This is a genomic window from Rahnella sp. ATs2, assembly GCF_051851855.1.
GTDB lineage: Bacteria > Pseudomonadota > Gammaproteobacteria > Enterobacterales > Enterobacteriaceae > Rahnella > Rahnella variigena.
This window is the reverse complement of record NZ_JBLYPL010000008.1, coordinates 189,430-212,805: the sequence shown is the minus strand read 5'-3', so window position 1 is coordinate 212,805 and position 23,376 is coordinate 189,430. Positions and strand designations below refer to the sequence as shown.

At 54.4% G+C, this 23,376-nt stretch carries 20 protein-coding genes; 1 reads left to right on the top strand and 19 read right to left on the bottom strand.

The annotated features are described in order from the left end of the window. Positions 1 to 147 precede the first annotated feature (147 nt). The 4 genes from ACJY2G_RS10725 to flhB form a co-directional block, all read right to left on the bottom strand. Positions 148 to 1,725 (bottom strand): ABC transporter substrate-binding protein, encoded by a 1,578-nt coding sequence (locus tag ACJY2G_RS10725; RefSeq protein ID WP_217173205.1) that lies wholly within the window; start codon positions 1,723 to 1,725, stop codon positions 148 to 150. Between the two features lie 186 nt (positions 1,726 to 1,911). Beyond that, on the bottom strand, positions 1,912 to 2,328 hold the full coding sequence (locus ACJY2G_RS10720) for a flagellar protein FlhE (RefSeq protein WP_430319690.1): 417 nt from the start codon (positions 2,326 to 2,328) through the stop codon (positions 1,912 to 1,914). Between the two features lies 1 nt (position 2,329). Continuing rightward, the gene (flhA, locus tag ACJY2G_RS10715) at positions 2,330 to 4,414 is read right to left on the bottom strand and encodes a flagellar biosynthesis protein FlhA (RefSeq protein ID WP_439291702.1); all 2,085 of its coding nucleotides are present in this window, start codon (positions 4,412 to 4,414) and stop codon (positions 2,330 to 2,332) included. Continuing rightward, the gene (flhB, locus tag ACJY2G_RS10710; protein ID WP_120162748.1) at positions 4,407 to 5,561 is read right to left on the bottom strand and encodes a flagellar biosynthesis protein FlhB; all 1,155 of its coding nucleotides are present in this window, start codon (positions 5,559 to 5,561) and stop codon (positions 4,407 to 4,409) included. Before flhB ends, flhA begins: the two co-directional genes overlap by 8 nt. A 585-nt stretch (positions 5,562 to 6,146) precedes the next feature. Between flhB and ACJY2G_RS10705 the strand changes: the two genes are divergently transcribed. Beyond that, positions 6,147 to 6,698: a tyrosine-type DNA invertase gene (locus tag ACJY2G_RS10705; RefSeq protein WP_112287875.1), complete on the top strand. Its 552-nt coding sequence runs from the start codon at positions 6,147 to 6,149 to the stop codon at positions 6,696 to 6,698. A 130-nt stretch (positions 6,699 to 6,828) separates the two neighbouring features. Here ACJY2G_RS10705 and ACJY2G_RS10700 read toward each other — a convergent pair whose 3' ends face one another. From ACJY2G_RS10700 to ACJY2G_RS10630, 15 genes are all read right to left on the bottom strand, one after another. Then, on the bottom strand, positions 6,829 to 7,479 hold the full coding sequence (locus ACJY2G_RS10700) for a helix-turn-helix transcriptional regulator (protein ID WP_112287873.1): 651 nt from the start codon (positions 7,477 to 7,479) through the stop codon (positions 6,829 to 6,831). Positions 7,480 to 7,554: 75 nt separating this feature from the next. Further along, entirely contained in the window at positions 7,555 to 8,268 is a 714-nt protein-coding gene (locus ACJY2G_RS10695) for a response regulator transcription factor (protein WP_232829840.1), read from the bottom strand. 90 nt (positions 8,269 to 8,358) lie between these two features. Continuing rightward, positions 8,359 to 8,916 carry a fimbrial protein gene (locus ACJY2G_RS10690; protein WP_430319692.1) on the bottom strand — a complete coding sequence of 186 codons (558 nt, stop codon included), beginning with the start codon at positions 8,914 to 8,916 and terminating at the stop codon, positions 8,359 to 8,361. 32 nt (positions 8,917 to 8,948) lie between these two features. Further along, positions 8,949 to 10,037 (bottom strand): fimbrial protein, encoded by a 1,089-nt coding sequence (locus ACJY2G_RS10685; protein WP_430319693.1) that lies wholly within the window; start codon positions 10,035 to 10,037, stop codon positions 8,949 to 8,951. A 14-nt stretch (positions 10,038 to 10,051) separates the two neighbouring features. Next, positions 10,052 to 12,610 (bottom strand): fimbria/pilus outer membrane usher protein, encoded by a 2,559-nt coding sequence (locus ACJY2G_RS10680; protein WP_439291701.1) that lies wholly within the window; start codon positions 12,608 to 12,610, stop codon positions 10,052 to 10,054. 101 nt (positions 12,611 to 12,711) lie between these two features. Then, a complete protein-coding gene (locus ACJY2G_RS10675) occupies positions 12,712 to 13,398 on the bottom strand; it encodes a fimbrial biogenesis chaperone (RefSeq protein ID WP_112287867.1) in 687 nt (228 codons plus the stop codon). An 89-nt stretch (positions 13,399 to 13,487) separates the two neighbouring features. Beyond that, positions 13,488 to 14,009, bottom strand: a complete 522-nt coding sequence (locus ACJY2G_RS10670; RefSeq protein WP_112287866.1) for a fimbrial protein — start codon at positions 14,007 to 14,009, stop codon at positions 13,488 to 13,490. Positions 14,010 to 14,505: 496 nt separating this feature from the next. Next, complete coding sequence (locus ACJY2G_RS10665; RefSeq protein WP_095922315.1) at positions 14,506 to 15,054, bottom strand: tyrosine-type DNA invertase; 549 nt, start codon at positions 15,052 to 15,054, stop codon at positions 14,506 to 14,508. A gap of 710 nt (positions 15,055 to 15,764) precedes the next feature. Continuing rightward, on the bottom strand, positions 15,765 to 16,499 hold the full coding sequence (locus ACJY2G_RS10660) for an SDR family NAD(P)-dependent oxidoreductase (protein WP_439291700.1): 735 nt from the start codon (positions 16,497 to 16,499) through the stop codon (positions 15,765 to 15,767). An 8-nt stretch (positions 16,500 to 16,507) separates the two neighbouring features. Continuing rightward, positions 16,508 to 16,762: an acyl carrier protein gene (locus ACJY2G_RS10655; RefSeq protein WP_112287865.1), complete on the bottom strand. Its 255-nt coding sequence runs from the start codon at positions 16,760 to 16,762 to the stop codon at positions 16,508 to 16,510. A gap of 55 nt (positions 16,763 to 16,817) precedes the next feature. Beyond that, positions 16,818 to 17,642, bottom strand: a complete 825-nt coding sequence (locus ACJY2G_RS10650) for a MaoC/PaaZ C-terminal domain-containing protein (RefSeq protein WP_439291699.1) — start codon at positions 17,640 to 17,642, stop codon at positions 16,818 to 16,820. Further along, positions 17,642 to 18,913: a beta-ketoacyl-[acyl-carrier-protein] synthase family protein gene (locus tag ACJY2G_RS10645; protein ID WP_439291698.1), complete on the bottom strand. Its 1,272-nt coding sequence runs from the start codon at positions 18,911 to 18,913 to the stop codon at positions 17,642 to 17,644. The genes ACJY2G_RS10650 and ACJY2G_RS10645 overlap by 1 nt, the downstream gene beginning before the upstream one ends. Before the next feature lie 3 nt (positions 18,914 to 18,916). Further along, positions 18,917 to 20,311 carry an efflux transporter outer membrane subunit gene (locus ACJY2G_RS10640; protein WP_439291697.1) on the bottom strand — a complete coding sequence of 465 codons (1,395 nt, stop codon included), beginning with the start codon at positions 20,309 to 20,311 and terminating at the stop codon, positions 18,917 to 18,919. Next, positions 20,308 to 22,251 carry a MacB family efflux pump subunit gene (locus tag ACJY2G_RS10635; RefSeq protein WP_120162739.1) on the bottom strand — a complete coding sequence of 648 codons (1,944 nt, stop codon included), beginning with the start codon at positions 22,249 to 22,251 and terminating at the stop codon, positions 20,308 to 20,310. The genes ACJY2G_RS10640 and ACJY2G_RS10635 overlap by 4 nt, the downstream gene beginning before the upstream one ends. Continuing rightward, positions 22,244 to 23,317, bottom strand: coding sequence for an efflux RND transporter periplasmic adaptor subunit (locus ACJY2G_RS10630; RefSeq protein ID WP_112291609.1), 1,074 nt, complete (start codon positions 23,315 to 23,317; stop codon positions 22,244 to 22,246). The genes ACJY2G_RS10635 and ACJY2G_RS10630 overlap by 8 nt, the downstream gene beginning before the upstream one ends. Between the last annotated feature and the right edge of the window lie 59 nt (positions 23,318 to 23,376).

Sequence of the window (23,376 nt, the reverse complement as noted above, 5' to 3'; positions counted from 1 at the left end):
GCAGGAGCACGGTTTTTTAGTACCGCAACTGCGTTTTGAGCCCTGTTTCGGCGGCAATTTGCCAGCCGGTAATGGTGTAAACCGAAAGGCGCTCGATCAGTCCGACCGGTAAAATATCCAATGAAACAGCAACAGATAACCGGATATTTACTCCTTGCTCACCGTATCAAGATACAGCTGACTGCCCGCCACGTTCTGACTCGCGCCCTTCACGTTGTCACGGATTGCCACCAGCAATTTGCTCTGCAACGCCACCACGAACGGTGAACTTTTTTGCAGCTCACGCTGTAAATCGGCATACAGCGCTTTGCGTTTTTCCGGGTCAGATTCTGCCGCAGCAGCGCGTGTCTGCTTGCTGATTTCCGGGATCACCCACTGAATACGCTGAGCCAGCGTTTTCGGGCCATTCGGCACGTTATACGCAAAGGTGCTGGCATTGGTATTCGGATCGAGATAATCCGCGCCCCAGTAGGTGAAGATGGACTGGAATTTGTGCGCCCGCATACGGGTCAGCACGTCGCTTTCTACCAGCGGATGTACCACTAAATTGATGTCGGCTTTGGCAAAACTGGCCTGCAATGCCTGCGCGATATCAGAATATGGCGGCTGGTTAATGACGATTAAATCGATTTTAGTGCCCGGCGCGATACCGCCTTTGCTGAGAATGGCTTTGGCTTTCGCCACATCATATTTGAATGGCTGGTCATCAATGGCACCCGCCAGACCGTCTGGCAGGAAGGTCTGATGAATACCGTACTGGCCTTTGAGCAGGTCAGTCGAAATCCCCTGATAATCCACCAGCCAGCGGGCGGCTTCCCACAATGCCGGATTTGCCAGCGCTGGTTGTGTGGTATCGCCGACGTTAAACGCCAGATAGAACACTTTCGCCGCCGGGAACTGCGCGACATGCACGCCCTTCTCTTTTTGCAGCGAGCTGAACTGGTCTGCACCCAGATCATACGCGACGTCCGCATCTCCGTTCAGCACCAGCAACCGGCGGGTGGACGGGTCGCCGACGTTTTTAAACAGCACGTTTTCCAGTTTAGCTAAAGGCTTCGCGTTCTGATTTCGCTTGAGGATTAACGCCTCATGAGGCACATAGTTACGCACCTCAAACGGACCGCTGCCTGCTGAACGCGAACGCAGCCAGCTGTTGCCGAAATCGTTCTGTTCGGCATGTTCTTTCAGCAGTTTACTGTCCACGATACCGGCGACAGGCGCGGATAAGATACTCAGCACTAACCCGCTGCCAATATCGGCAGGCCAGCTGAGCTGCACTTTATCGTCGCTCAGTTTTTTCAGATTGCCGTCGACGTTCTCCGGCGTCCAGCCCAGTTCCCCCAAAATAAATGACGGGCTTTTATTGAGTTTGACCACGCGGGTAAACGAGTAAATCACGTCGTCTGCCGTCAGCGGATTGCCGCTGGCAAATTTCTGGCCGGGCTTGAGGGTAAAGATCAGGCTGTGTCCGTCCGGCCCCGGCTGCCAGCTGGCGGCAGCATCAGGATCCAGCTTATCAGGATGCTGACGGTCAGACGCCACCAGTTGCTGATACAGATTGACCAGATTGCCGGAGCTGACCGTTTCAAAACTTTCAGCCGGATCCAGGCTGATAATACCTTCGAGCGAACCGGCCACCACCAGCGTATCCGCAGGCGTTGCGGCGTCCACGCGGGTAACCGCCATCATGAGCAAAAATAACAGGGAAGGAACACGGACTTTCATTGAGGTCATACTCCACAGGTGAAAAAAGCAATTTTTTCGAGTGTAGAGTGTCGGCGGCACCGCCAGAACCATGAAATAACGCTATGTATTTCAGGAAAATAGATTAAGACGTTGGATTAAGAAAACAGAACCGGGAATGGAGGATTGTACGAACGGGATATGTGGCGCACCGCAATGCGCCCTGCTTTACTGATAGTTCACGATCACCTGATTGCTCACCACCCGCAGCGGCGTATTCAGCGCACCGGAACCGGGCACGAAATACACGAATCTCAGCGGAGAAATAGCGGCCTGACCATAAAAGGATTTCGTCATTCCACCTTCAGCATCCAGCATCACGCAGTGATTGACCGTATTACACAACTGCACCTGCAAGCCCGCCGGTCTTGCGCCTAAAAGCTCAACCTTCCAGCTGACATTGGTGATGGTCGCTGACGTCCGCTGTCTGACGGGCGCGGAGCGGGTGGCAGCCAGTGCCGCCGAGGACATCATCACGCCACGATTTTGCAGCGTGACGCCGTGGCGGGTGTCAGACCATGAGCCTGTCGCGGCCATCGCAGACAGACTCAGTGTTCCCAGCAGCAACATCACCAGGCGGCGCATATTATTCCCCGCCGATGGTGGCAGTCATGCGGATCTGACGGCTGTCGGTCATTTCCAGATTCGACATCACCACGATATTTGGCAGCGAACGGCGCAGGAAGCGCGACAACAGCGGACGCAGCGCATGATTGACCAGCAGAACCGGCGGTGCGCCGAGCATATCCTGACGCTGTAACGCGGCTTCGGATTGGGTCAGCAACCGTTCTGCCAGCCCCGGCTCGAGGCCTCCCCCGCTTTGTAAGGCCTGTAACAGCAGGCGTTCCAGCGAGGTATCGAGGCCAATGACCTGCACTTCGCCATTACCAGGGAACCATTGCTGAGTGATGGCTCGTCCAAGCGCAACACGGACCACGGACGTCAGTTCGTTCGGATCCGGCTGATTCGGCGCGTACTCTGCCAGCGTTTCGACGATGGTACGCATGTCGCGGATAGAGACCCGCTCGGAGAGCAGATTCTGCAACACTTTATGCATGTTGGTCAGGGAAATGACGCCCGGAATGAAATCTTCCGTCAGCTTCGGCATTTCTTTGGTGACGCGCTCCATCAGTTCCTGCGTTTCCTGACGGCCAAACAATTCTTTAGCGTGCAGGCTGATCAGGTGATTGAGGTGCGTCGCGACTACGGTACTGGCTTCCACCACGGTGAAGCCCTGAATTTGTGCCTGTTCACGCATGGCGGGTTCAATCCACACCGCCGCCAGCCCGAATGCCGGATCCACCGTCGGTTCGCCCGGCAGTTCGCCAATCGCACTGCCCGGGTTAATTGCCATCCAGCGCCCCGGATGTGCGGTGCCGGTGCCAATTTCCACGCCTTTCATCAAAATGCGATAGCCCGCAGGCGGCAGTTCGAGGTTGTCACGGATATGAATGACCGGCGGCAGATAGCCCATTTCATGCGCGAATTTCTTACGGATACTGCGGATACGTCCCAGCAACTCGCCGTTCTGCGCAAAATCCACCATCGGGATGAGGCGGTAACCGACTTCCATCCCCAGCGGATCTTCAAGCTGCACGTCCTGCCAGCTGGCTTCCACCATCTGTTTGCCGCTTTCAGCCGCCGCCGGAACTGCTTCTTTCGCCTGAGGTTTTTTCTGTTCCTGTCCGCGCGTCCACCACGCCAGTGCTAACAGACCGGCAGTGAACATCAGAAACACCAGGTTTGGCATTCCCGGCACCATACCGAGCAAGCCCAGAACACCGGCGCTCAGCATCATTACGCGCGGATTGCGGAACAGCTGAGTGACCATCTGCTCGCCGACGTCTTCGTTGGTACCGACGCGGGTGACGATAACACCGGCAGCGGTGGAGATAACCAGCGCAGGGATCTGCGCGACCAGACCGTCACCGATGGTCAGCAGGGTGTAGCTTTCCGCCGCATGACCGAGATCCATTCCGTGTTGCAGCACACCGACCAGCAGGCCGCCGACTACGTTAATGATCATGATCATCAGACCGGCAACGGCGTCACCGCGCACGAATTTACTCGCACCGTCCATCGAACCGTAGAAGTCCGCTTCCTGCGTCACGTCGCTGCGGCGTTTTTTCGCTTCGTCTTCACCAATCAGACCGGCGTTAAGATCCGCGTCGATTGCCATCTGTTTACCCGGCATCCCGTCGAGCACGAAACGCGCACCCACTTCGGCGATACGTCCGGCACCTTTGGTGATAACCATGAAGTTGATCAGCACCAGGATAATAAACACCACAATACCGATAGCGAAGTTACCGCCGACCAGGAAGTGGCCGAAGGCTTCGATGACCCGTCCTGCTGCCGCACCGCCGGTGTGACCTTCCATTAAGATCACACGCGTCGAGGCCACGTTCAGCGACAGACGTAATAAGGTGGAAAACAGCAGAATGGTCGGGAACGCGGCGAAGTCCAGCGTACGCTGGGTGAACATCGCCACCAGCAGCACCATGATGGAAAGTGCAATGTTGAAGGTAAACAGCAAGTCGAGGATGAACGGTGGCAACGGCAGCACCATCATCGACAGGATGATCAGGATAAGAATGGGGCCTGCCAGCACCTGCCATTGTCCGGACTTAAAGTTGGCGGGTAAACGCAGTATCGCGGCCAGATTAGCCATGGGTATCACTCTCTCCTGCTGCAAAATCCAGGCCGTCAGGCACTGGCAAATGTTGAGGTTTTTTCGGGATCAGACCACCTTCACGCTTCCAGCGTTTGAGCTGATAAACCCAGGCCAGCACTTCCGCCACAGCCGCATATAATGCCGCCGGGATCTGCTGACCAATGTCACTATGCCGGTAAAGCGCACGTGCCAGAGGCGGCGCTTCCAGCATCGGGATTTTGTGTTCGGCACCGAGTTCTTTAATGCGCAGCGCCACTTCACCTGCACCTTTTGCCAGAACCTTCGGCGCACTCATTTTGTTTTCGCTGTACTGCAACGCCACGGCGTAGTGCGTCGGGTTGGTGACAATCACGTCAGCTTTCGGCACATCGGCCATCATGCGGCGTTTTGCCATGGCACGTTGCTGCTGACGGATACGCCCTTTCACGTGCGGGTCGCCTTCCTGACTTTTATGTTCGTCGCGGATATCCTGCTTACTCATGCGCAGTTTTTTCAGGTTGCTCCAGATTTGCCAGAACACGTCGAATCCGACCATCGGCGTCAGCCCGAGTACCACCATCAGTCCGCAGAACACCACCATGTTCAGTGCTTCACCGAGCGCCGGGATGGTCGGTTGCGCCAGCAGGCGCATCATGTCCGGCCATTTATGCCACAAATACAATCCGGCGACGGTGCCCACCAGTAACGCTTTGAGGATGGCTTTCAGCAGTTCGGCCAGCACCTGTCCGGAGAATAAACGTTTAAAACCGGCAATCGGATCCATCCGGCTGAATTTGAATTCAAAGGATTTACCGCTGAACATCAGGCCGCCGAGCAGTAACGGCGCAGCAAGGGCGATCAAAATCAGACCGCCGATCACCGGCAGTAACGCCCAGACCGCACGTCCTAGCAACGTCGCCATCTGCTGCAAAACCTGACGGTCATCGCTGACCATGCCGTGATCGAATTTCAGCCCCTGAGAAATCATCACACCAAGCTGGCGCGCCATCGATTCACCGGACATCCACAGCAACGTTAAACCGCCGCCGAGCATCAGAACGGACGTCAGTTCGCGCGAGCGCGGGATTTGCCCTTCTTCACGTGCTTTTTCAAGCCTGTGTGCGGTGGGGGCCTCACTTTTTTCGAGATCGCTTTCTTCAGCCACCGGCGGTTCCTGTCAGCATTTACCCGGCGCATAAAAACGCGACAGGCACAATTTCAGGCTTAGCATGACAAACATCAGCAGGTTCGATGGGGAGAACAAAGGGAGGTTTTGAGGTCTTTTCCCTAAATCAAACGGGACGGCGTGCCTGGTTCAGGAAAGTGAAAATAGCGTAGGGTGCTGAGTCGTCACCGGTAAAATTTACATTTGGCTATTTTGTGACAATTACGAAAATATCATCGCGCCGGACGCTTATGATTTACCCGCCAGTCAGACGGGGCACGCCTAATAGGAATAATCCTGGGATCCTCTAAGATTGATAAACAAAACAATTAATTATGGGGCCTGTTTAAATAACTTTTAAATTAAACAACGCAGGCAGAAAAACTAATTTCATGCATAATGATTTCCTTATTACATTATATTTTTGGGATCTAAATCCCGAAATTTAATTACATAAGCCGGCGAATAATACATAGTCTGAATAATTCATTTGCTGAATGTATAATCTAATGCTTAAATAGCTCACCATCGCGTATGAAGCACAACAACCTGTAAAATAAAAGAATTGCTCAAAGGATTAGGACAATGGCAGGGAGAAAATATCTCACTCATTTGGAAATTGAGAAACTGGTCGCCGCAACTGCGGTCGGAAAGAACGCAGTCAGAGATAAATGCATGTTATTAATGTGTTTCATTCATGGCCTTCGCGTCAGTGAATTAACAAAGTTACGGGTAAACGACATTGAGCTGGCAACGAATATAATTCACATATCCCGGCTGAAAAATGGTTTTTCGGTTCATCACCCGTTACAAATCCGCGAGGTAAAGGCAATTAAAGACTGGCTGAAAGTCCGTTCGCAATATCTTGATTCAGACACTGAGTGGTTATTTCTCTCACGACACGGTGGTCAGATCTCCCGCCAGCAGATCTACCGTTTAATACGCAACTATGGAAAACAAGCCGGTATCAATGTCAATGTTCATCCTCATATGCTCCGCCATGCCTGCGGGTTTGCGCTGGCAGATAAAGGATGTGACACCCGGCTGATTCAGGATTATCTCGGCCACAGAAATATTCAAAATACCGTTATTTATACGGCAAGTAATGCAGAACGGTTCAGGGCCATCAATATTTAGCCGTAGTGATCTGCACCCCAAACGGAAATGCCCGCTTTAATTATGAAGGGGCATTTCCCCCCGCCCGTCGGCCTCTCCCCTTAACGGCCTGTTCATCGCCTTTTTGAAGACTTTTTTTAAGACCTGTTTTTTAGCACATGTTTTTCAACATCAGGAACAGCTCGGAATCGGTTTTCACTCCCAGCTTACGCATCGCATTGCATTTGTGCGCACTGATGGTTTTGATGCTCAGCTGCTTAGCTTGCGCAATTTCACGCAGGTCCATGCCGTTATAAAGATGTCGCAGCACCTCAGTTTCGCTTCGCGTGATCCGCGCGGAAACCTGAATATTTTGCTCAGTCAGACGTACCAGGTCGCAACAGATCCGCGGGCTTAAAACGCGTTTTCGGGCAAATGCCTGTCTGAAATAATCCTCTGTGTCACTCAGCGATTCACCGCGTGCAATCAGACTGATATTGCGCTGGTTTACCAGCTTTCTCAGTTCGTTGCCGTTATGGCAAAGCGTATAGACCACCATATTCAGACGGGGAAATTGCTCACTGAGATTTAGCAGAATATCCAGCCCCTGGTGCAGGTTTTCCTGCGCGCTTTGCAGATCCGTCACCAGAATATCCACGGACTGATACATCAGGGCTTCTGAGATTTTCTCCAGACATGTCTCTTTCACGCGGATATCGCAGCCGCTATCAATGGACTTGATCAGTGATGACAGCCCGGAGAGCGTCAGCGGCTGGCTGTCCATCAGCGCCACGGCGCGGGTCGATGTATGAGTATGATGCATAACTCTCTTGCTCCTTGCTGCCGGGCGTCATTTCCCGGCACCGTTCCATTTGCGGATGCCCTTTTGCCACCGTGATTAATGGCTGGCAGCCGGACCAATCTTCGCCATCCATGTGCCCTGGGCAAAGAGTTCACTGTCATTGTGAAAACCCAGTTTCATCATCGCATTACGCTTATGCGTGCTCACCGTGCGGATATCGCGATGCAGCGTCTGTGCGACGCTCGAAACGCTCATGCCCGAGAAAAGACAGGTCAGCACCTCCAGTTCACGGGCGGTGAGTGCCGGGTTTTTCATCGCGGTGGTCGTCACCAGCCTCTTTGCTTTCGGGCTCAGCCACTGTTCCCCGCCAGCCATCACGTCAAAAACACATTGCACCAGCGCCAGCTCCGGCTCGTGTTTAAGTAACACACCGTTGGCCGGAGAGGACGCCAGCAGTTCCAGCACGCGGTGATCGCTGAAATCAGTGCAGATGATGATTTTCATCTCCGGATGTGAATCTTGCAGATGAGCCAGCAACCGCAGGCCATCAAGCACCGATTCCTTTTCGCCGCAGATGTCCATGATAAGCAGTGCCGGCAGTGAGCGGGCAATGGCTGCCGGAATTCCCGCAAGGCGTTGTACATAATTGACGGATTTTGTGATGCCGCAGGAACCGGTCAGTACACGCTTCATGCCCAGAGCAGTAACGGGACAAGCGTCCATAATCAGTACGCCTTCCGCCGGTAAATTTGGGCGGAAAGCGTCAGGGGTAACATGACCCGGCGTGAGGTTTTCGACACTGTTCATCATAGCTTCCTTGTTTTTTCAGTCACATTCCCGACAGGGACATAATCCGGTACAAAATCCTTATTTTCCTCAGTTGCTGAGCGTCCAACGGGCTTACTGGTAGGTAAACGTGACTTGTACGCTGCCGACAATCGTCCCCGGCGTCACCTTCCCCTGCGCGCTGTACGCACGGGCACGCATATCGAACGTGGTACTGCGGGTGGCGGTGTCAATGTTCTGAACTTTCTGCGCCGCGTTTCCCAGTGCCGTACCGTCGCTGGTTTGTAGCTGAATTTGCACCTGCGTGGCGCTGCCGGTGTTGGCGTACATGTCGCTTTCAGTCTCATCCGGTGTCCCGTTCACGGTCATGGTGGCTTCGGAGGTCGAGGCCGGACACGCCGTCAGCGCAATCGAGAAAGGTTTCCAGTCTGATGATGAGCCGGCCTCTGCCATCGACGAGGCCAGAATCTTCTGCCCCAGATCCACATTCATTCCGCCGGAAGGCAGGCTGATCGTGCACGGCGACGCTTTAATATTGCCGGTGATATTCAGCATGGTGTCCGCGCTGGCGGGTTGCCACAGCGTGCTGACCGTCAGCCCCAGCCCAAGCGCCAGAAACAGCGCCGGTGCTTTTCCCCTGGTGATTACAAATGCCGTTAAGCCTTTCATCATGGTGATATTCCCTTACCGGTCACGTCCCGGAATTACTGTATTTCTGCGCGGATAGTCGCGGTGGCGGTGAAATCACCGGTGCCCGGCTCTTTACCACTGGTGTTAATCGGAAATAAGTTAATCTGCGACGTGCCCACCTGAGAGGCGTAATCCATCGTCAGCGGTAAGCGGCCGCTGAGCGGTGCCACGGTGGCGCCCGCGCTGTCCTGGATCCTGACGCCCACATCGGCGTTAGTCGTCGAGAGTGCGGTCGGATCGTTGGCATCCGGCGTTCCCTGGAAAGAGAGGCTGACATTGACGCCTTCAGAAATATTGGTGCAGGCCACGTTGAAATTGACGTTTTTCGGCGAGAAGTTTTTCGCCATCTGGCCTTTGGTGGCGATATCGCCCGACAAGATGTCGCCAAACGGTACCGTGATCACGCCACCGCCATTGATAACGCACGACTGTGGCACCGTCACTGTGCCGCTCATCCAGACGGTCGAGACAGGAACGGCCGACTGCGTCGTCGCATCAGAAGCGATATACACATCCACGACTTTGGTCAGCGGAATGGTTTGAACACCGACAAAAGGCCGGCGGAAGTAGAGTGAAATGGTGCCGCGTGCGCCGGTGGCATAAGGATATCGGGCGCAGCTGGTGGCGGTATTCTGGTTGCTGACACTGGTGAACGGCGTCGATTTATAGTCGCCAAATCCCCCGGCGATATAAACCTGACTGGCCACGGCCAGAAACTCGTTAATACTGTAATAATTCAGGTTACCGTCGGTGTACGCCAGCCCGGTATCCGGTACTTTTGCGGTCACGTAACCCCCGACGTAGCTGCCAGTGCAGGAACAGGTCACATTGTAGTTACCGCTGAGGTTCCACTGATAGGCGTTGTTGACGATCTTCCCGGCCGTGTTTTGGGTCGGGTCGGTTAACAAATAACTCATGTTGAACGTATAGGATTTTGTCCCGTCCGTCGGAGCGCAGTCACCTGCCTGCGCATTAGCGCTCAACATGCCACCGGCCAGCATCAGGCCGAACAATGCGCCCTTCTTACCCGCGGACACGTGGCGGAGGATTGGCTGGCGTGGTGAAGTCACGTCTGTTGATAATTGATTCATACGATCGGTCATGTCCATGTTCCGCCTTACCGGCAGTCTCCGTTAATAAGTTGAATACCCGACGTGGCCGGTTGTTCAGGCAGGCGATAGTTCACCTGACAGGACTGCGCCGCTGAATTACCCCATTTCACTGTCAGCGTGCCGCTGTCGGACATGCCTGACAGATAAACCTGCCCGCCGTCCCCGACAATGCTGCTGTTCTCCTTGTCCCCGTTGTTCACGCCTGCGGTGGCACCAAATGGCACCGGCTCGCCGTTGGCGCGGGTCAGTGTCATCAGCACACGCTGCCCGACGTTCGGATCAAAATCTGCACGCACCACCGCGCCACGCGTCGGGATCACCGTGGTGCTGGTCAGTGTCATATCGACGTTGTCCGGCAAGGTTGAGGTATCAAGGGAAATCTGGTTACGGCGGTACGCCGTGGCGTAAGGCACCACCGCGTAGCCGCGCCAGTCGGTTTTAACCCCTGTATTGCTGGCGATGCTGACATCGTCGGCGCCCGGCGCTTTCACCAGCACCACCGTTTCACTCAGCGGTTGCGAGAAGGTGACGCCATTTTCGTGCAGTAAAATGCCGCCCTGCAGACCGTAATCCATACGGCGCTGGCTGCGGTCGTAGCCGTAACCGGCATTCACTTCGCCGTATCCGCCTTTATAGTCGGCGCTGGCATAGCCGTTCGCACCCTGCCCCTGCGTGGTGTAACCCTGACTGATGTTGTAATTCAAATTGTCGTCACGCAGTGCCGTGCCGCTCAACCCGACGTTATGCGAAGTGTTACCGTTTTTACTGCTGTTGAGGTTATAGGTGGCGTAACTGCCCGGCAGCCATTTGCTCAACGGCACGCTGATGTTGACGGCCACAATCTGATCGGTGTAATAGGTCCGGTTGCCGTTGCTGTCCGTGCCATTGCGGTTATAGGTGTAGTTAACCCCCCAGGAAATGCCTTCCCAGGTGTTGTTGTAACCCACGCTGCCCGACTGAGTTGACCGGTTGTTATTCCAGTATTCTTCTTTCACCAGACTCAGCGAAAGCGCACCGCCCTTTTCCCACAAGTTCTGGCTCAGGGTCAGTTCAGCGCGGCTTTTCTTATGATCGCTGTAATACCCGCTGCCGCCGGAGTAACTTTCCAGCGCTTCCTGCAAGGTGTAAAAACCGGCGGTGGAATAGCGGTAGCTGGCCAGGCTGAAGTTGGTGCCTGACTCAACAAAGCTTTTGCCGTAACGCAGACGGTAAGACTGACCGCTGTCTTTTGGCGCGTCTTCCTGTTTGGTCCAGGCCTGCGTCACCTCAGCGGAAAGCGCACCGATGCTGCCGAGGTTTTGACCCAGCCCCATCGCCACCGACTGGTATTTGCTGGCCGCCTGCAAGCCGCCATACACCGTCGCACCGTGCGATAAACCATAAATCGCGGTGCCCTGAGTGAATGGCGTCTTTTCGACGTTATCGTTATACGAGCGGTACTGACCGCTGGTGAAGCTGTATTTCAGATGTCCTTCGCGCTGAAGCACTGGCACCGACGCGAAAGGCACCACCATGTTTCGCTCACTGCCATCGGCTTCTTTAATCGTCACATTCAGGTCGCCGCTGCCCGCTGTCGGATAGAGATCTGAAATGGCAAAAGGCCCGGCAGGCACGTAGCTCTGGTAGATGACATACCCGTTCTGGCGGATGGTCACCTGCGCATTACTGTTGGCAATGCCACGCACCACCGGCGAATAGCCTTTCATGCTGTCCGGCAACATGTCGTCGTCGGAGGCCAGCTGTAAACCGCGAAACGGCACCGTATCGAACACTTCGGTCGGCGAGTTACTGTCGCCTAACGTCAGCTGACTCCGCAGCGTCTGGATATCACGTTGCAAATAGGTGTTGATGGAATCCCAGTGGTCAGTGCCTTTGCTGTCGCGGTTCCAGGTGGAATAGTTACGCAAACGCCAGACACCCAGATTCGCCCCGGAACGCAGATTCAGGTAATAGGTATTGCTGTTACGCGTGTCGTTTTCCCGCGCTTCAGTGTTCGCGCCGCTGAAGCTGTAGTTCATCAGCAACGCAGGAATGCCCGGATCCCATTTATCGGGAGACACGTAACCGCGCGCCTGCGAATTCAGCGCCGCCTGGGGAATGCTCAGATCCAGCCGTTGCTGATCGAAGCGGAAAGCAGCAGAGGATTGCGCTATCGCACCGGTAAAATTGGCACACTCGTCTGTCGCCTGGATGCCGGGGAACATGCCAATCTTCACGCCCATATCCCGCAGCAGTTCGCCGCTCAGGCAAGGCTGCAGGCTTTGTTTACCCGCCGCATCCGTCGTCAGGGTAAATTTTACGTCGCGGGTATCGACCTCTGACCCATTCAGATAAATATCAACACGATAAGTGCCTGGCGGCTGTAAATCCCCCTCTTCGAAAATCGACAGATCCGCATTTCCCTGTGCAGGATTATCGATTTCCAGTAAGGCCGGGTTGAAATATTCCGCTGCGCTGGCCAGATGCGTTCCGCCCATTAACATTGCTATCTGGCACGACACCAGCCAGGCAAGCCGGGAACGCGTAAAGCCGGTCGAATTATGACTTTTCGTTTTGTTCTTCATTGTGTTAATTCCATGTTGCAACGCAGCCAGAATTTCTGGCGCTACTCCCTCGCCTTCCTTGTTTACCGCCGTGACAGACTTCTGCTGGTCATTAATTCAGATCAGAGACTGGCAATAAAAGGTTTGCTGGTGCCGCCGTAATCGTTGATGAATTGCCAGCTCAGTGATCCGCCGGTGACACCAGCCGGTAAGTCAAAAGTGGCATCAGACTGCGGTGCGACCATGGTGACGTTCTTCATCGCGCTGCCATTGATTTTCACGTTGAAGAAAGTGATGTAATGCGCCGACGGATTGGTCACCTGAATGCGGTTACCGGTGCGTTTCCATGTCAGCGTTTTTGCGGACTCTTCCAGCGTACTTTTCACACCTGACGGGCGAAAAATCAGCTTGATGCGCGTTTTCACGGCAATCTGCAGGGTGTTTTCCCGCTTCTCGGCAGAAGGAATCGATTTGATGTTCAGCCAGTACAGTGACTCTTTGGTCTCAGGCAAATCACCGCCCGCACGCACTACGCGCAGAATGTTTTGCTGATTACCGTCAAGGCGGAATAAAGGTGGCGTCACGATGAACGGCGCTTTGTCAGCCGGTGCTGTTTTGCCGTTTTCAGCGCCATCCACCCAGGACTGGATCAGATAAGGCGTTTTATCGGGGTTACTGATATTGATGGAGGATTCTTTCTTGCCGCCGTCATAAATGAGACGCGTGCCGCCGACCACGACACCCGCCTGTGCGGCCATGCCGAAGGTCATTAATAATGCTGCCACCGCTGTAGCGCGCCATGTTTTCATGGTGTCCCTGCCTGTCTTAACCATTCAAATAGACCAGGGGCATGCACTCCCCTGGTCTGACTTAATTCAACTGAAGCGAATCAAAAGGCTTATTGATAAACCACGGTGAACTGAGTCACGCCGTTTGCATCACCCACGGTGACTGAGTCAGTCAGGGAGATGTAACGGGCGCTGAAGTCCAGGTTGTTAGGACCGGTGCTGACCAGCGGATAAACAGAGGAGTCTTCGTACAACGGAACCACTTTGTTCTGGTTGTCAGAAATCTGAATACCTACGCCTGAAGCAGTGCTGTCACCGGCAGTCAGCGCCAGCACGGTGTTGTCACCAGAAACCTGAGTACCGTCGAAACGCACGGTCGCACCGGTCACGGTGTCAGGGCAGTCGGTCAGAACTAAAGTGAATTTTTTGGCAGCGGCCAGTGAACCCGCAACAGGGAACGCGGTACGGGCGATATTACCCAGGAAGACATCCTGGTTTTGAGATGCAGTATCGATCGTACAAGCCGCATCTGTGATAGTGCCAGTGAAGTTAACGGCGCCATCTGCTGCAAAAGCAGAAGAAGCGAATACAGAAGAGGCGACCAGGGCAACAGCAAGAAGATTCTTTTTCACGAAATTTTTCCTATTAACATAATGCACATCGAAACACCTTTCCCGGTGTCCGAATTAGTTTTGACAAAACCATCTGTCATTCCTTTATTTAGTTCATGAGGTTCCACCCCACTTAATAAGCCGCCGGACGGGTTTAACCCCGAAACCCAAACGATTCATTTTGAACTAAAGTGACTCCTTTGGTTTTTTATGCTAAATATAGAACTCCGTGAAGAATATAATTCTTTTATATGATGATTTTATGAGATTAAACTAAAGCATTGACAGGCTGAGTGAGTATGGCGTGAGAAATCAAGCGAAGAGGATATAAGAAAAAACCGAGAGACTTCCGGTGTGCTGAAATAACAAATTAACTTTTAAGCAATTGAATTTTATATGATTTTAATAAACTTCTGCGGAGGGGTGCACTCAGTATTGACAGAAATTTACCGGCTGATTAGAGTATGCTCCAATTTAGTTCAAAATGACTCCATTGAAACAATTAATTACAGGTTAACTACCAGACTTCTTTAAATCTTTTGGCGTTGCTCGCCGTATATAAAACCGTGTTCTGAATATTACGATGACCTAAATAATCCTGAATTAAGCGGGTATCAATCCCTCTGTCTGCCAGCGCAAAGCCACAGCCGTGTCTTAACATATGCGGATGGGCGTTAATAGTCAGATTAGCGGCCTGACTATAATTTCTAATTAACCAGTAAATGCGCTGTCGTGATAATTTTGAACCGCGATTAGAAAGAAACAACCAGTCGGAATCCGCACCACGGTATTGCTTTCTTTTATTCATCCAGAGCATTAACGATTTCCTTTCCCGCATATAGAGAGGATGAACGGTAGAGAAGCCATTTTTTAACCGGTGGATGTAGATATTATTGCCTTCCATGTCGATATCCGAGAGCCGCCAGCTGCTGATTTCACTGACCCGGCAACCGTGGATAAAACACATCCAGATCAGGCAATAATCCCGTTCTGCGTGCCTCCCGCGCAACGTAGCCTCAAGCAGTTTCTCAACCTCAGACGGAGTCAGGTATTTACGATTTTTCATAGTGCCTCTTCATGTTCATGGTGTCCCGGATAAGTATTGATTTCAGTGGCACTCATCATTCAACACTTTTCCGAAAATGGAATTAGTGATCGCCTGCTGCACAGCGGTTCATTAATTCATCGTTTAATAACAGGGGTTTTTAATATCCCTGTGTGTTTAAAGCCCTCCTTAAAGTGATGCGTATAAAGTCAATTCACTCATTTTCAATATACGTCCTAAACCAAACGCCATCAAATAGAAGAAAATAAAAACCAAAGCTTTATGATTATCACCACTGACAATTAAGTTTATATCATATTCGCCATAACGGAGGCGTAATTTAAAATAATTCACGGTTTTTAAACTATTGTGAATTATATTTAACCTGTCGCGGACGTGGCAATCAGCATGGCGTATTTTCGCATTAACCCTTTAATCCCCTCTCAATTCGGGGGCTACGGAGGCGTTTTATCCTGCCTGTGGCAGGAATTTTTTACAAGGAAATTTCTGAGGCTTTTTACGCATTTTCAAAGCGGGAGAGGATTTTATTTCAGGGGTATAGCTGAACATCCGAAAGTTGTGCCAAATATTCGGTGATCTGGCAACCACAAGTCATTTTTTTAACGGCTACGGCGGGGATAAGTAAAGCAGGAACAACCTGAGGTTGCATAAAAGCAAAAAAAACAGGACGCAATGCGTCCTGTTTTGGCCAGGCTGAAGATAACGGGGGATCAGGCGGAAAGACCACCGTCCAGAATGAGACTTTGTCCGGTCATGTACGTGCTGTCTTCACTGACCAGCCACGCCACCGCGCCTGCCACTTCGTCCACCTTTCCGAAACGTTTCATCGGAATCGTTTTACGCAGCGCCACCAGCTTATCTTTAGGCATATCAGCGAGAATTTCGGTGTCGATGTAACCGGGCAGCAGGCAGTTAACCCGAACGTTAAAGCGCCCCAGTTCTACCGATAACGTCCGCGCCAGGCCGATCATCGCAGCCTTACTCGCCGCGTAAGCACTCTGGCCACTGTTACCCTTTATGCCCGTCACCGACGACATCATTACCACCGAACCACCGCCCTGCATCATCATCGGTTCAAGTAACTGGCTGTTCCAGTAGAAGATGGCGTTTAAGTTGGTGTCCATCACCTTGCGCCAGTTATCGGCGTTTTGGTGAATATGCAGCGCATCAAGGGTGATACCCGCATTATGCACCACTGCACGCGGCGCGCCGTAGCGTGCCAGCAGTTCAGTGGCCAGACGCATAACTGCCTGCTCATCACGCCCGTCGCACTGATGACCTTCGACCCGGCCGGGCAATCCCGCACAGGCCAGTTCCACCTCACGGGCGGCGCTTTCGCCCTGACACCAGGTAAACACCACATTCCATTCTTTCGCCAGACGCTGCACGGCGGCGCGTCCGATCCCCCGGCTGCCACCGGTGATTAAAATCCATTGATTTTCCATGACTTCTTTCATGGCTTAGTGGCTTTTTCGCTGAGATACTGGCACAGCTCACGCACCGTAATGTTCACGTTATCGACGAACAAATCAGCTTCGATGGTGACGCCAAACTCTTTCTTCGCCAGCACCATCAGTTCAACGTAATCCAGGCTGTCGAGTTTGAGCTGATATAACGGCATGTCCGGGGTGAGATCTTCCTGTTCCAGATCCTTCGCGTCACACAGCATCTCGCAAACCTTGCTGTAAACCTCATCATAATTCGCCATGTTTTATTCCTTTAAGTGAGTCAGTTGTCTTTGTTTTTTATGAAAAATCAGTGTGTCATTCAGTCAGCGGTCCGGTTTTAAGCGTGACTGCGACGGACATCAGCGGTTCACCGTCCTGCCATGCCTGAATGCCTGCCAGCAGCACCAGTCCGCGCTGTTTGTCGCCCATGACCAGCGTCGGCCGGATGGCGTAATGTATCGCGCCGAAATACTGTCCCTGCTCTGTCTGGGTCAGTAATTGCGGGGAAAAATGCGTTTCATGATGCGTCTGCACCACCTGTACCCGGGTAAACACGTCACCCAGGCTGGTCGCCTGAACCGACGGTAAAAGACTGTGCACGGTTTCCAGCGTCTGCGGAGCGTTCACCAGCTGGCGAAACAGCACCGCGTCAAGAAAGCTCCACGCCGGAACCACCGGGCTGCCGACAGCCAGAAACTGCGTATGCAGCGTTGCCATTTCCTGCGCGCCCAGCGTATTCATCTGCGTGACCGGCGGTAACACCAGCGCGTCCGTCGCAGTCAGTTTGCTGCTGATGCTGGCCTGCTGTGACTGCACATGACGCAAACTGGCGCTCAGCTGCACACCATCATCACGCAGCGTTTCGCGCACCGGCAGCTGATACAGCGTGTCGCACAACACCGGTTCGCGCAGACGGCTGGTGAACATCAGCCCGTCTGCCGTAAACCCGTGCTTTTCACGCGAGGTACTCAGCGCCGATTTCATATCCAGCATCGCGCGCATTCCGTGAACGCATAATCCGGTCAGACCAAGACGCTGCGCCTCTGCCGCGTCAAAATGGATCGGATTGTAATCACCGGAAAATGCCGCCCAGCGTTCGGCATCCGACAGGCTGTAACGCAGAGTGTCAGCCGCCAGCATTATTTCCCCCTTCCGATCACCAGCGCGGCGTTCGCCCCGCCGAAGCCGAAACTCAGGTTCAGCGTGGTGTTCAGTACCGCCGGGCGATGCACGTTGGGGACGTAATCCAGATCGCACGCCGGATCGGGCGCATCAAGATGGCAGGTTGCGGGCATGATCTGATGCTCAAGCGCCTGCAGACAGACGATGGATTCAAAACTCCCTGCCGCCGCGATCAGATGTCCGGTATAGGATTTGGTACTGGAGCACGGCGTGGCGTAAGCTGCCGTTTCGCCAAGCGCAATCTTGATCGCTTCGGTTTCGTTGAGATCATTGAGCGGTGTAGAGGTGCCGTGCGCATTGATATAATCCAGATCGCTGGCAGCAATACCGGCCTGCGCCAGCGCATGGCGGATGGTTTGCACCCGCGCAATTTTGTCTTCAGCGGGTGCGGTAAAATCAAAGGCATCGGAGAAATTGCCGTAACCCAGGATCTCGCCGAGAATGTTTGCGCCGCGCGCAAGGGCAGATTCCCGTTCTTCCAGACACAGCACCGCCGCACCCTCGCTGAGCACAAAACCGTTGCGATGCAGGCTGAACGGGCAACAGGCGCGGGTGATCTCTTCCTGTTCACTGGCCAGCGCGCCCAGCACGTCAATATTCCATACCGCCGAATCAGAGCGCAGTGATTCCCCCGCGCCCGCCAGCATCATGCTGGCCCGGCCATTGCGGATCAGTTCGAACGCATCGCCGACCGCGATGGTTCCGGTCGCACAGGCCGCGACCGGCGTGTTCTGATAGCCACGCAGCCCCCACAGCAAACTGACTGCCGCCGTGGCGGAATTCGGCATGGAGAAAAAGCAACCAAAAGGAGAACCCATACCGGTACGCAGATAGTCTTCGTAATGCAGCTGGGTTTCATCCTGCCCCGCCCAGCCGGTGCCCATAATGACGCCGCAGTCGCGCAAATCGTAATGTTGCTCCGGCTTGTCATCGCCAAACGCCATCTGCATGGCTTCCCGCGCGGATGCCAGCGTCAGCCGGGCATAACGCGGCAGGCGGCGACGGATCGCCGCGGGCACGCCTTTGAGCGAAGGTTCATGATCAATCAGGCCATAAAAACGCGATTTAATCCCGGCAGCTGATTTGTCGCAGTAGCGGTAGCCGGGGGTGTAATCCATGATCGCGGCCCAGCTTTCGGCGGAGTTCAACCCCAGCGGGGTCACCGCACCGTAACCTGTCACGACCACCCGACGCGGCCTGTCTGCCGTCTGTAAAACATCCTTTTGCATGCTTTATCCTTGTTGACTCAATGTGTTGTCTTCCCCGCCACCCAGCGCCAGCCAGAGTTTCATCGTGGAATACAGGTAGTTATATTGCGTGGTGACCAGCGTGTTCTGGCTGTCGAGCAAGGTGTTCTGCGCGTCGAGCAGCGTCTGATACACCACCGAACCGTGGCGATACTGGCTTTCCACCAGTGCCAGCCGCTGCTGACTTAATGCCAGATCTTGCAGTTGCCGCTGTTTTTCCTGCTGATAGGTCAGGCGCTGCGACATGGCATTGTCGATATCCTGCAACGCGCTGTACGACGCGCTGCGGAACTGAATCGCCGCGGTTTGCACATCCAGACCGGATTGTTCAACGGTCAGCCGCACTTTGTTCCATTCGATAAACGGCAGGTCGAGCGCAGAGCCGAGCGTTCTGGCCGGATTGCTGAACCATTGCTGAAACACAGAAGCCCCGGCATTCAGTGACGCATTGAGCGTCAGCGACGGATAAAAGCTCAGCCGTGCGACGTCCGAACCGGCCAGCGCCGCACGCAGATTCAGCTCAGCCGACTGCACGTCCGGCCTTCTGGCGATCACTTCAAGCGGTAAACGCTGCGCCACCGGCACGCTCTGATGAATATCCAGCGACTGACGCTCCGCAGGGTATTGCCCCGGCGGGCGGCTGAGTAAAATCGCCAGTGCATTACGGTTTTCATCGCGCTGTTGATACAAATCGCGCAGGTTGTTTTCGCGGCTCAGCACCGTTTGCTGTGCCTGCAAATAATCCAGCTGACCGAGATCACCGGCTTTCCAGCGTGACGTCACCATCACCAGGGTTTCCCGGGCAATCGCCAGACTTTGCTGCAAATTACTGATCTGCTGATTCAGGCTGGCAATCTGCCAGTAAAGCTGTGAGGTAGTGCCGATGAGCGTCAGCGCCGTGGCCTGCAAATCCTGCTGCGAGGCTTTTGCCAGCCACTCGGACTGCTCGCGGGTGCGCGCCAGTTTCCCCCACAAATCCAGCTCATAAGAGGCCGACAGTGAGTTTGCGTAACTTTCGACCGGCGTGGTCTCGCGGCGCATATTTTTGGTGTTGCTGGCCGATGCACTGGCGGAAAAATCAGGGGTCAGATTCAGATCTGAGATCCCCGCCGTCAGCAGCGCCTGCCGCAGTTTTATGCCCGCCAGCGCCAGATCGTTATTGCTTTGCAACGCCGAAACAATCAGCCGTGACAGCTGCGGGTCATCAAAATTATCCCACCAGTGCGGGGAAAATTTCGCCACGCCTTCGCCGGTATCCTGCACGCGCCAGGTTTGCGGAACTGAGAGCATCGGCCGCTGGTATTCGCTTTTCAGCGCCTGACCACAGCCGGTCATCAGTACCATCATCACCGCCATTGAGAGTAAATTCAGTTTGTTCATTCGCGTGCCAGCGCCTCTGTCGGATGCAAACGCGCGGCGTTGCGTGCCGGGAAAAAGCCGAAGCCAAGCCCGATAAGCGCCGAGAAACCGCAGGCTAAAAGGATCGGCGGCCAGGTGAAAATCATGGTGAATTCCTGCGTAACCTGAGAAAAAATCAGCCCTGCCACGCCGGATCCGACAATGCCGATCAGACCGCCGAGGGTACAAATCACCACCGCCTCAATCAGGAACTGACGCATGATGTCCGCCGGACGTGCGCCAACCGACAGACGAATGCCAATCTCATGCGTTCTTTCCGTCACCGACACCAGCATGATGTTCATCACGCCCACACCGCCCACCAGCAGCGAAATCCCGGCAATCGCGGTGATCAGCAACGTCATGGATTCCGACGTTTTACGGATAGTCTTCGTCAGCTGGTCGTTGGTCATGGTGAAGAAATCGCGTTTGCCATGCGCCGAATCCAGCAGTTGCTCGACGTTGCGCTGGGCGACATCCGTCGGATAACCGTCGGCAATGCGCAGGGTGATGGATTGCAGCGGCGTATCCCCCGACATGCGTTCAAGCAAGGAGGTGTAAGGGATCCACGCGCCGAGCTGCTCGCCGATATACTTCGGCCCTTTTTTATCCGCCACGCCGATCACCCGGTAAGGCACGCCGGAAAGCTGGATAATTTCGCCCAGCGGATCCTGTCCGGGAAACAGCGTACTGCGCACATTCGGGTCGATAATCACTACCGGCTCGCGGTCGTCGAGATCGCGCGGGGTAAAACGGTTTCCGGCAATAAAGTTAAGCCCCTGTACGCGAAAGAATCCGTTACTGACGCCCGACAACGACACCAGCACCTGCTTTCCGCCACGGATCGCCATTACAGTTTTGCTCACTACCGGCGACAGGCTGTCGATGTACGGCTGTCTGCCGAGCAAATCCACGTCTTCCAGCGTCAGGGAACGTTCAAAATCAGGACGCGGTTTATCCCAGCCCAGACCGGGCTGAATTTCGATGGTGCTGGTACCAAGCTGGCTTATCTGGCTGAGAATGCTCTGCCGTGCGCCCTCGCCCACCGCCATCGAGGACACCACCGAAGATATGCCGATAATGATGCCGAGCATGGAAAGAAAGGCGCGGATCCGGTGTCCGAGCAGGGAACGCCACGCCATGCGCACCGCTTCTTTCAGACTCTGCCAGAGCGGCGTGCGTCCGGTAGCGGCAATGGCCGGTAATCCCTGAGATTTACCCTGCTGCATCACCGGATTGATGCGGTCTGCGACAATCTCGCCGTCGTGGATTTCGACAATACGCTGACACTGTTCGGCGATACTGCGGTCGTGGGTGACGATAATCAGCGTATGCCCGGCCTGATGCAGGCCATGCAAAATCGCCATCAGCTCCTGACCGCTGGTGCTGTCGAGCGCGCCGGTCGGCTCATCGGCCAGGATCACCGGCGCACCGTTCATCAGTGCCCGCGCAATACTGACACGTTGCTGTTGCCCACCGGAAAGCTGCGCGGGCCGGTAATTCATGCGGTTGCCAAGCCCTAACCGGTTGAGTAAATGTTCCGCCCGTGCCTGACGCTCAGCCGCGGGCATGTCGGTATACAGCGCCGGAATGGTGACGTTTTCGAGGGCCGTGAGATACGGCATCAGGTGATAGCGCTGAAAAATAAAGCCCAGATACTGGCTGCGCAATTGCGCCAGCTGTTCGCTGGTCGCCACATGCGCAGGCACATCCATAATGCGCATTTCGCCTTCCGACGGCTTATCCAGACAACCGAGAATGTTCATCAGCGTCGATTTACCCGAACCGGACGCGCCAATAATCGCCAGCATTTCCCCGGCATTGACGCGCAGGGAAATATCTTTGAGCACGGTAACGGCAGCGTTGCCCTCACCAAAACGGCGGGAGATATGCGAAAGTTCGATGACCGGAGAATTAGCCATTTGCCGTCTCTGCCTCATTTTGCATCATCACCACGTGCTCACCTTCGCGCAGCCCGTCTTTCACTTCGACAAACTGACGGTCATTGATGCCCGCACGGATCACGCGTTGTTCGGTCTTGTCGCCGTTCACCACCTGCACCTGATACCGGTCATCGCCCAGTGGCTGACCCAGTGCCATCACCGGCAGACGCAGCACATTTTTAGCCTGTTCGGTGATGATAAATACCTGCGCGGTCATTGAGGTGCGCAGCAGATGATCGGGATTCGGCACGCTGAACACGCCGTTGTAATAGACGGCAGAAGGTTGCTGAGTCTGGCTGCTGGTGCTTTCATCCTGTAAAGCGTCGTTTGGCGCGTCCTGCAAGGTGCCCATGACGCTCTGATAACGATGTTTGGGATCGGCGACCACGTAAAACCACAGCGGCTGACCAGGATGCACTTTCAGGATATCGGTTTCTGAAATACGGGTCTGCACCGTCATGGTATCGACGTTGGCCAGCACCAGAATGGTTGGCGCAGTCTGCGAGGAGACCACGGTTTGCCCTTCTTTGGTGACGATGCCGAGCACCTGCCCGTCCACCGGTGCCAGGATCCGCGTATAGCCAAGATTGGCTTTCGCCGTTTCCAGCGCCATCTGCGCCTGCACAATTTGCGCTTCATTGACTTTGATCTGCGCTTTCTGGGTATCGACTTTAGCCTGCGCCTGCTCGAGATTACTTTTGGTGCCTGAGCCGTCGCGATCCATCTGTAACTGACGTTTCAGCTCCAGCTGATATTGCGTCAGCGTATACAGCGACGCCTGTTTTTGCGCCACGGCACTGTCGAGTTCCGCTTCGGATTTACGCAGTTCGCTCTGTTGCAGCGTCGGATCGATTTCGGCCAGTAACTGGCCTTTGGTGACCCGGTCGCCCGCACGGACATACAGTTTTTTCAACTGACCGTTGACCTGCGCACCGACGTTGACCTGCGCGGAAGGTTTGAGGATACCGGTCGCCAGTACGGTTTTTTCGATATCCCCGCGACCTATGGCCTGTGAGACCAGCGGCGCGGCGGTGCCGGACATCATGCTGTGTACGCCGTACGCAGCAGCGACCAGCAGGATCAACACCACAAGGATCAGCGTAT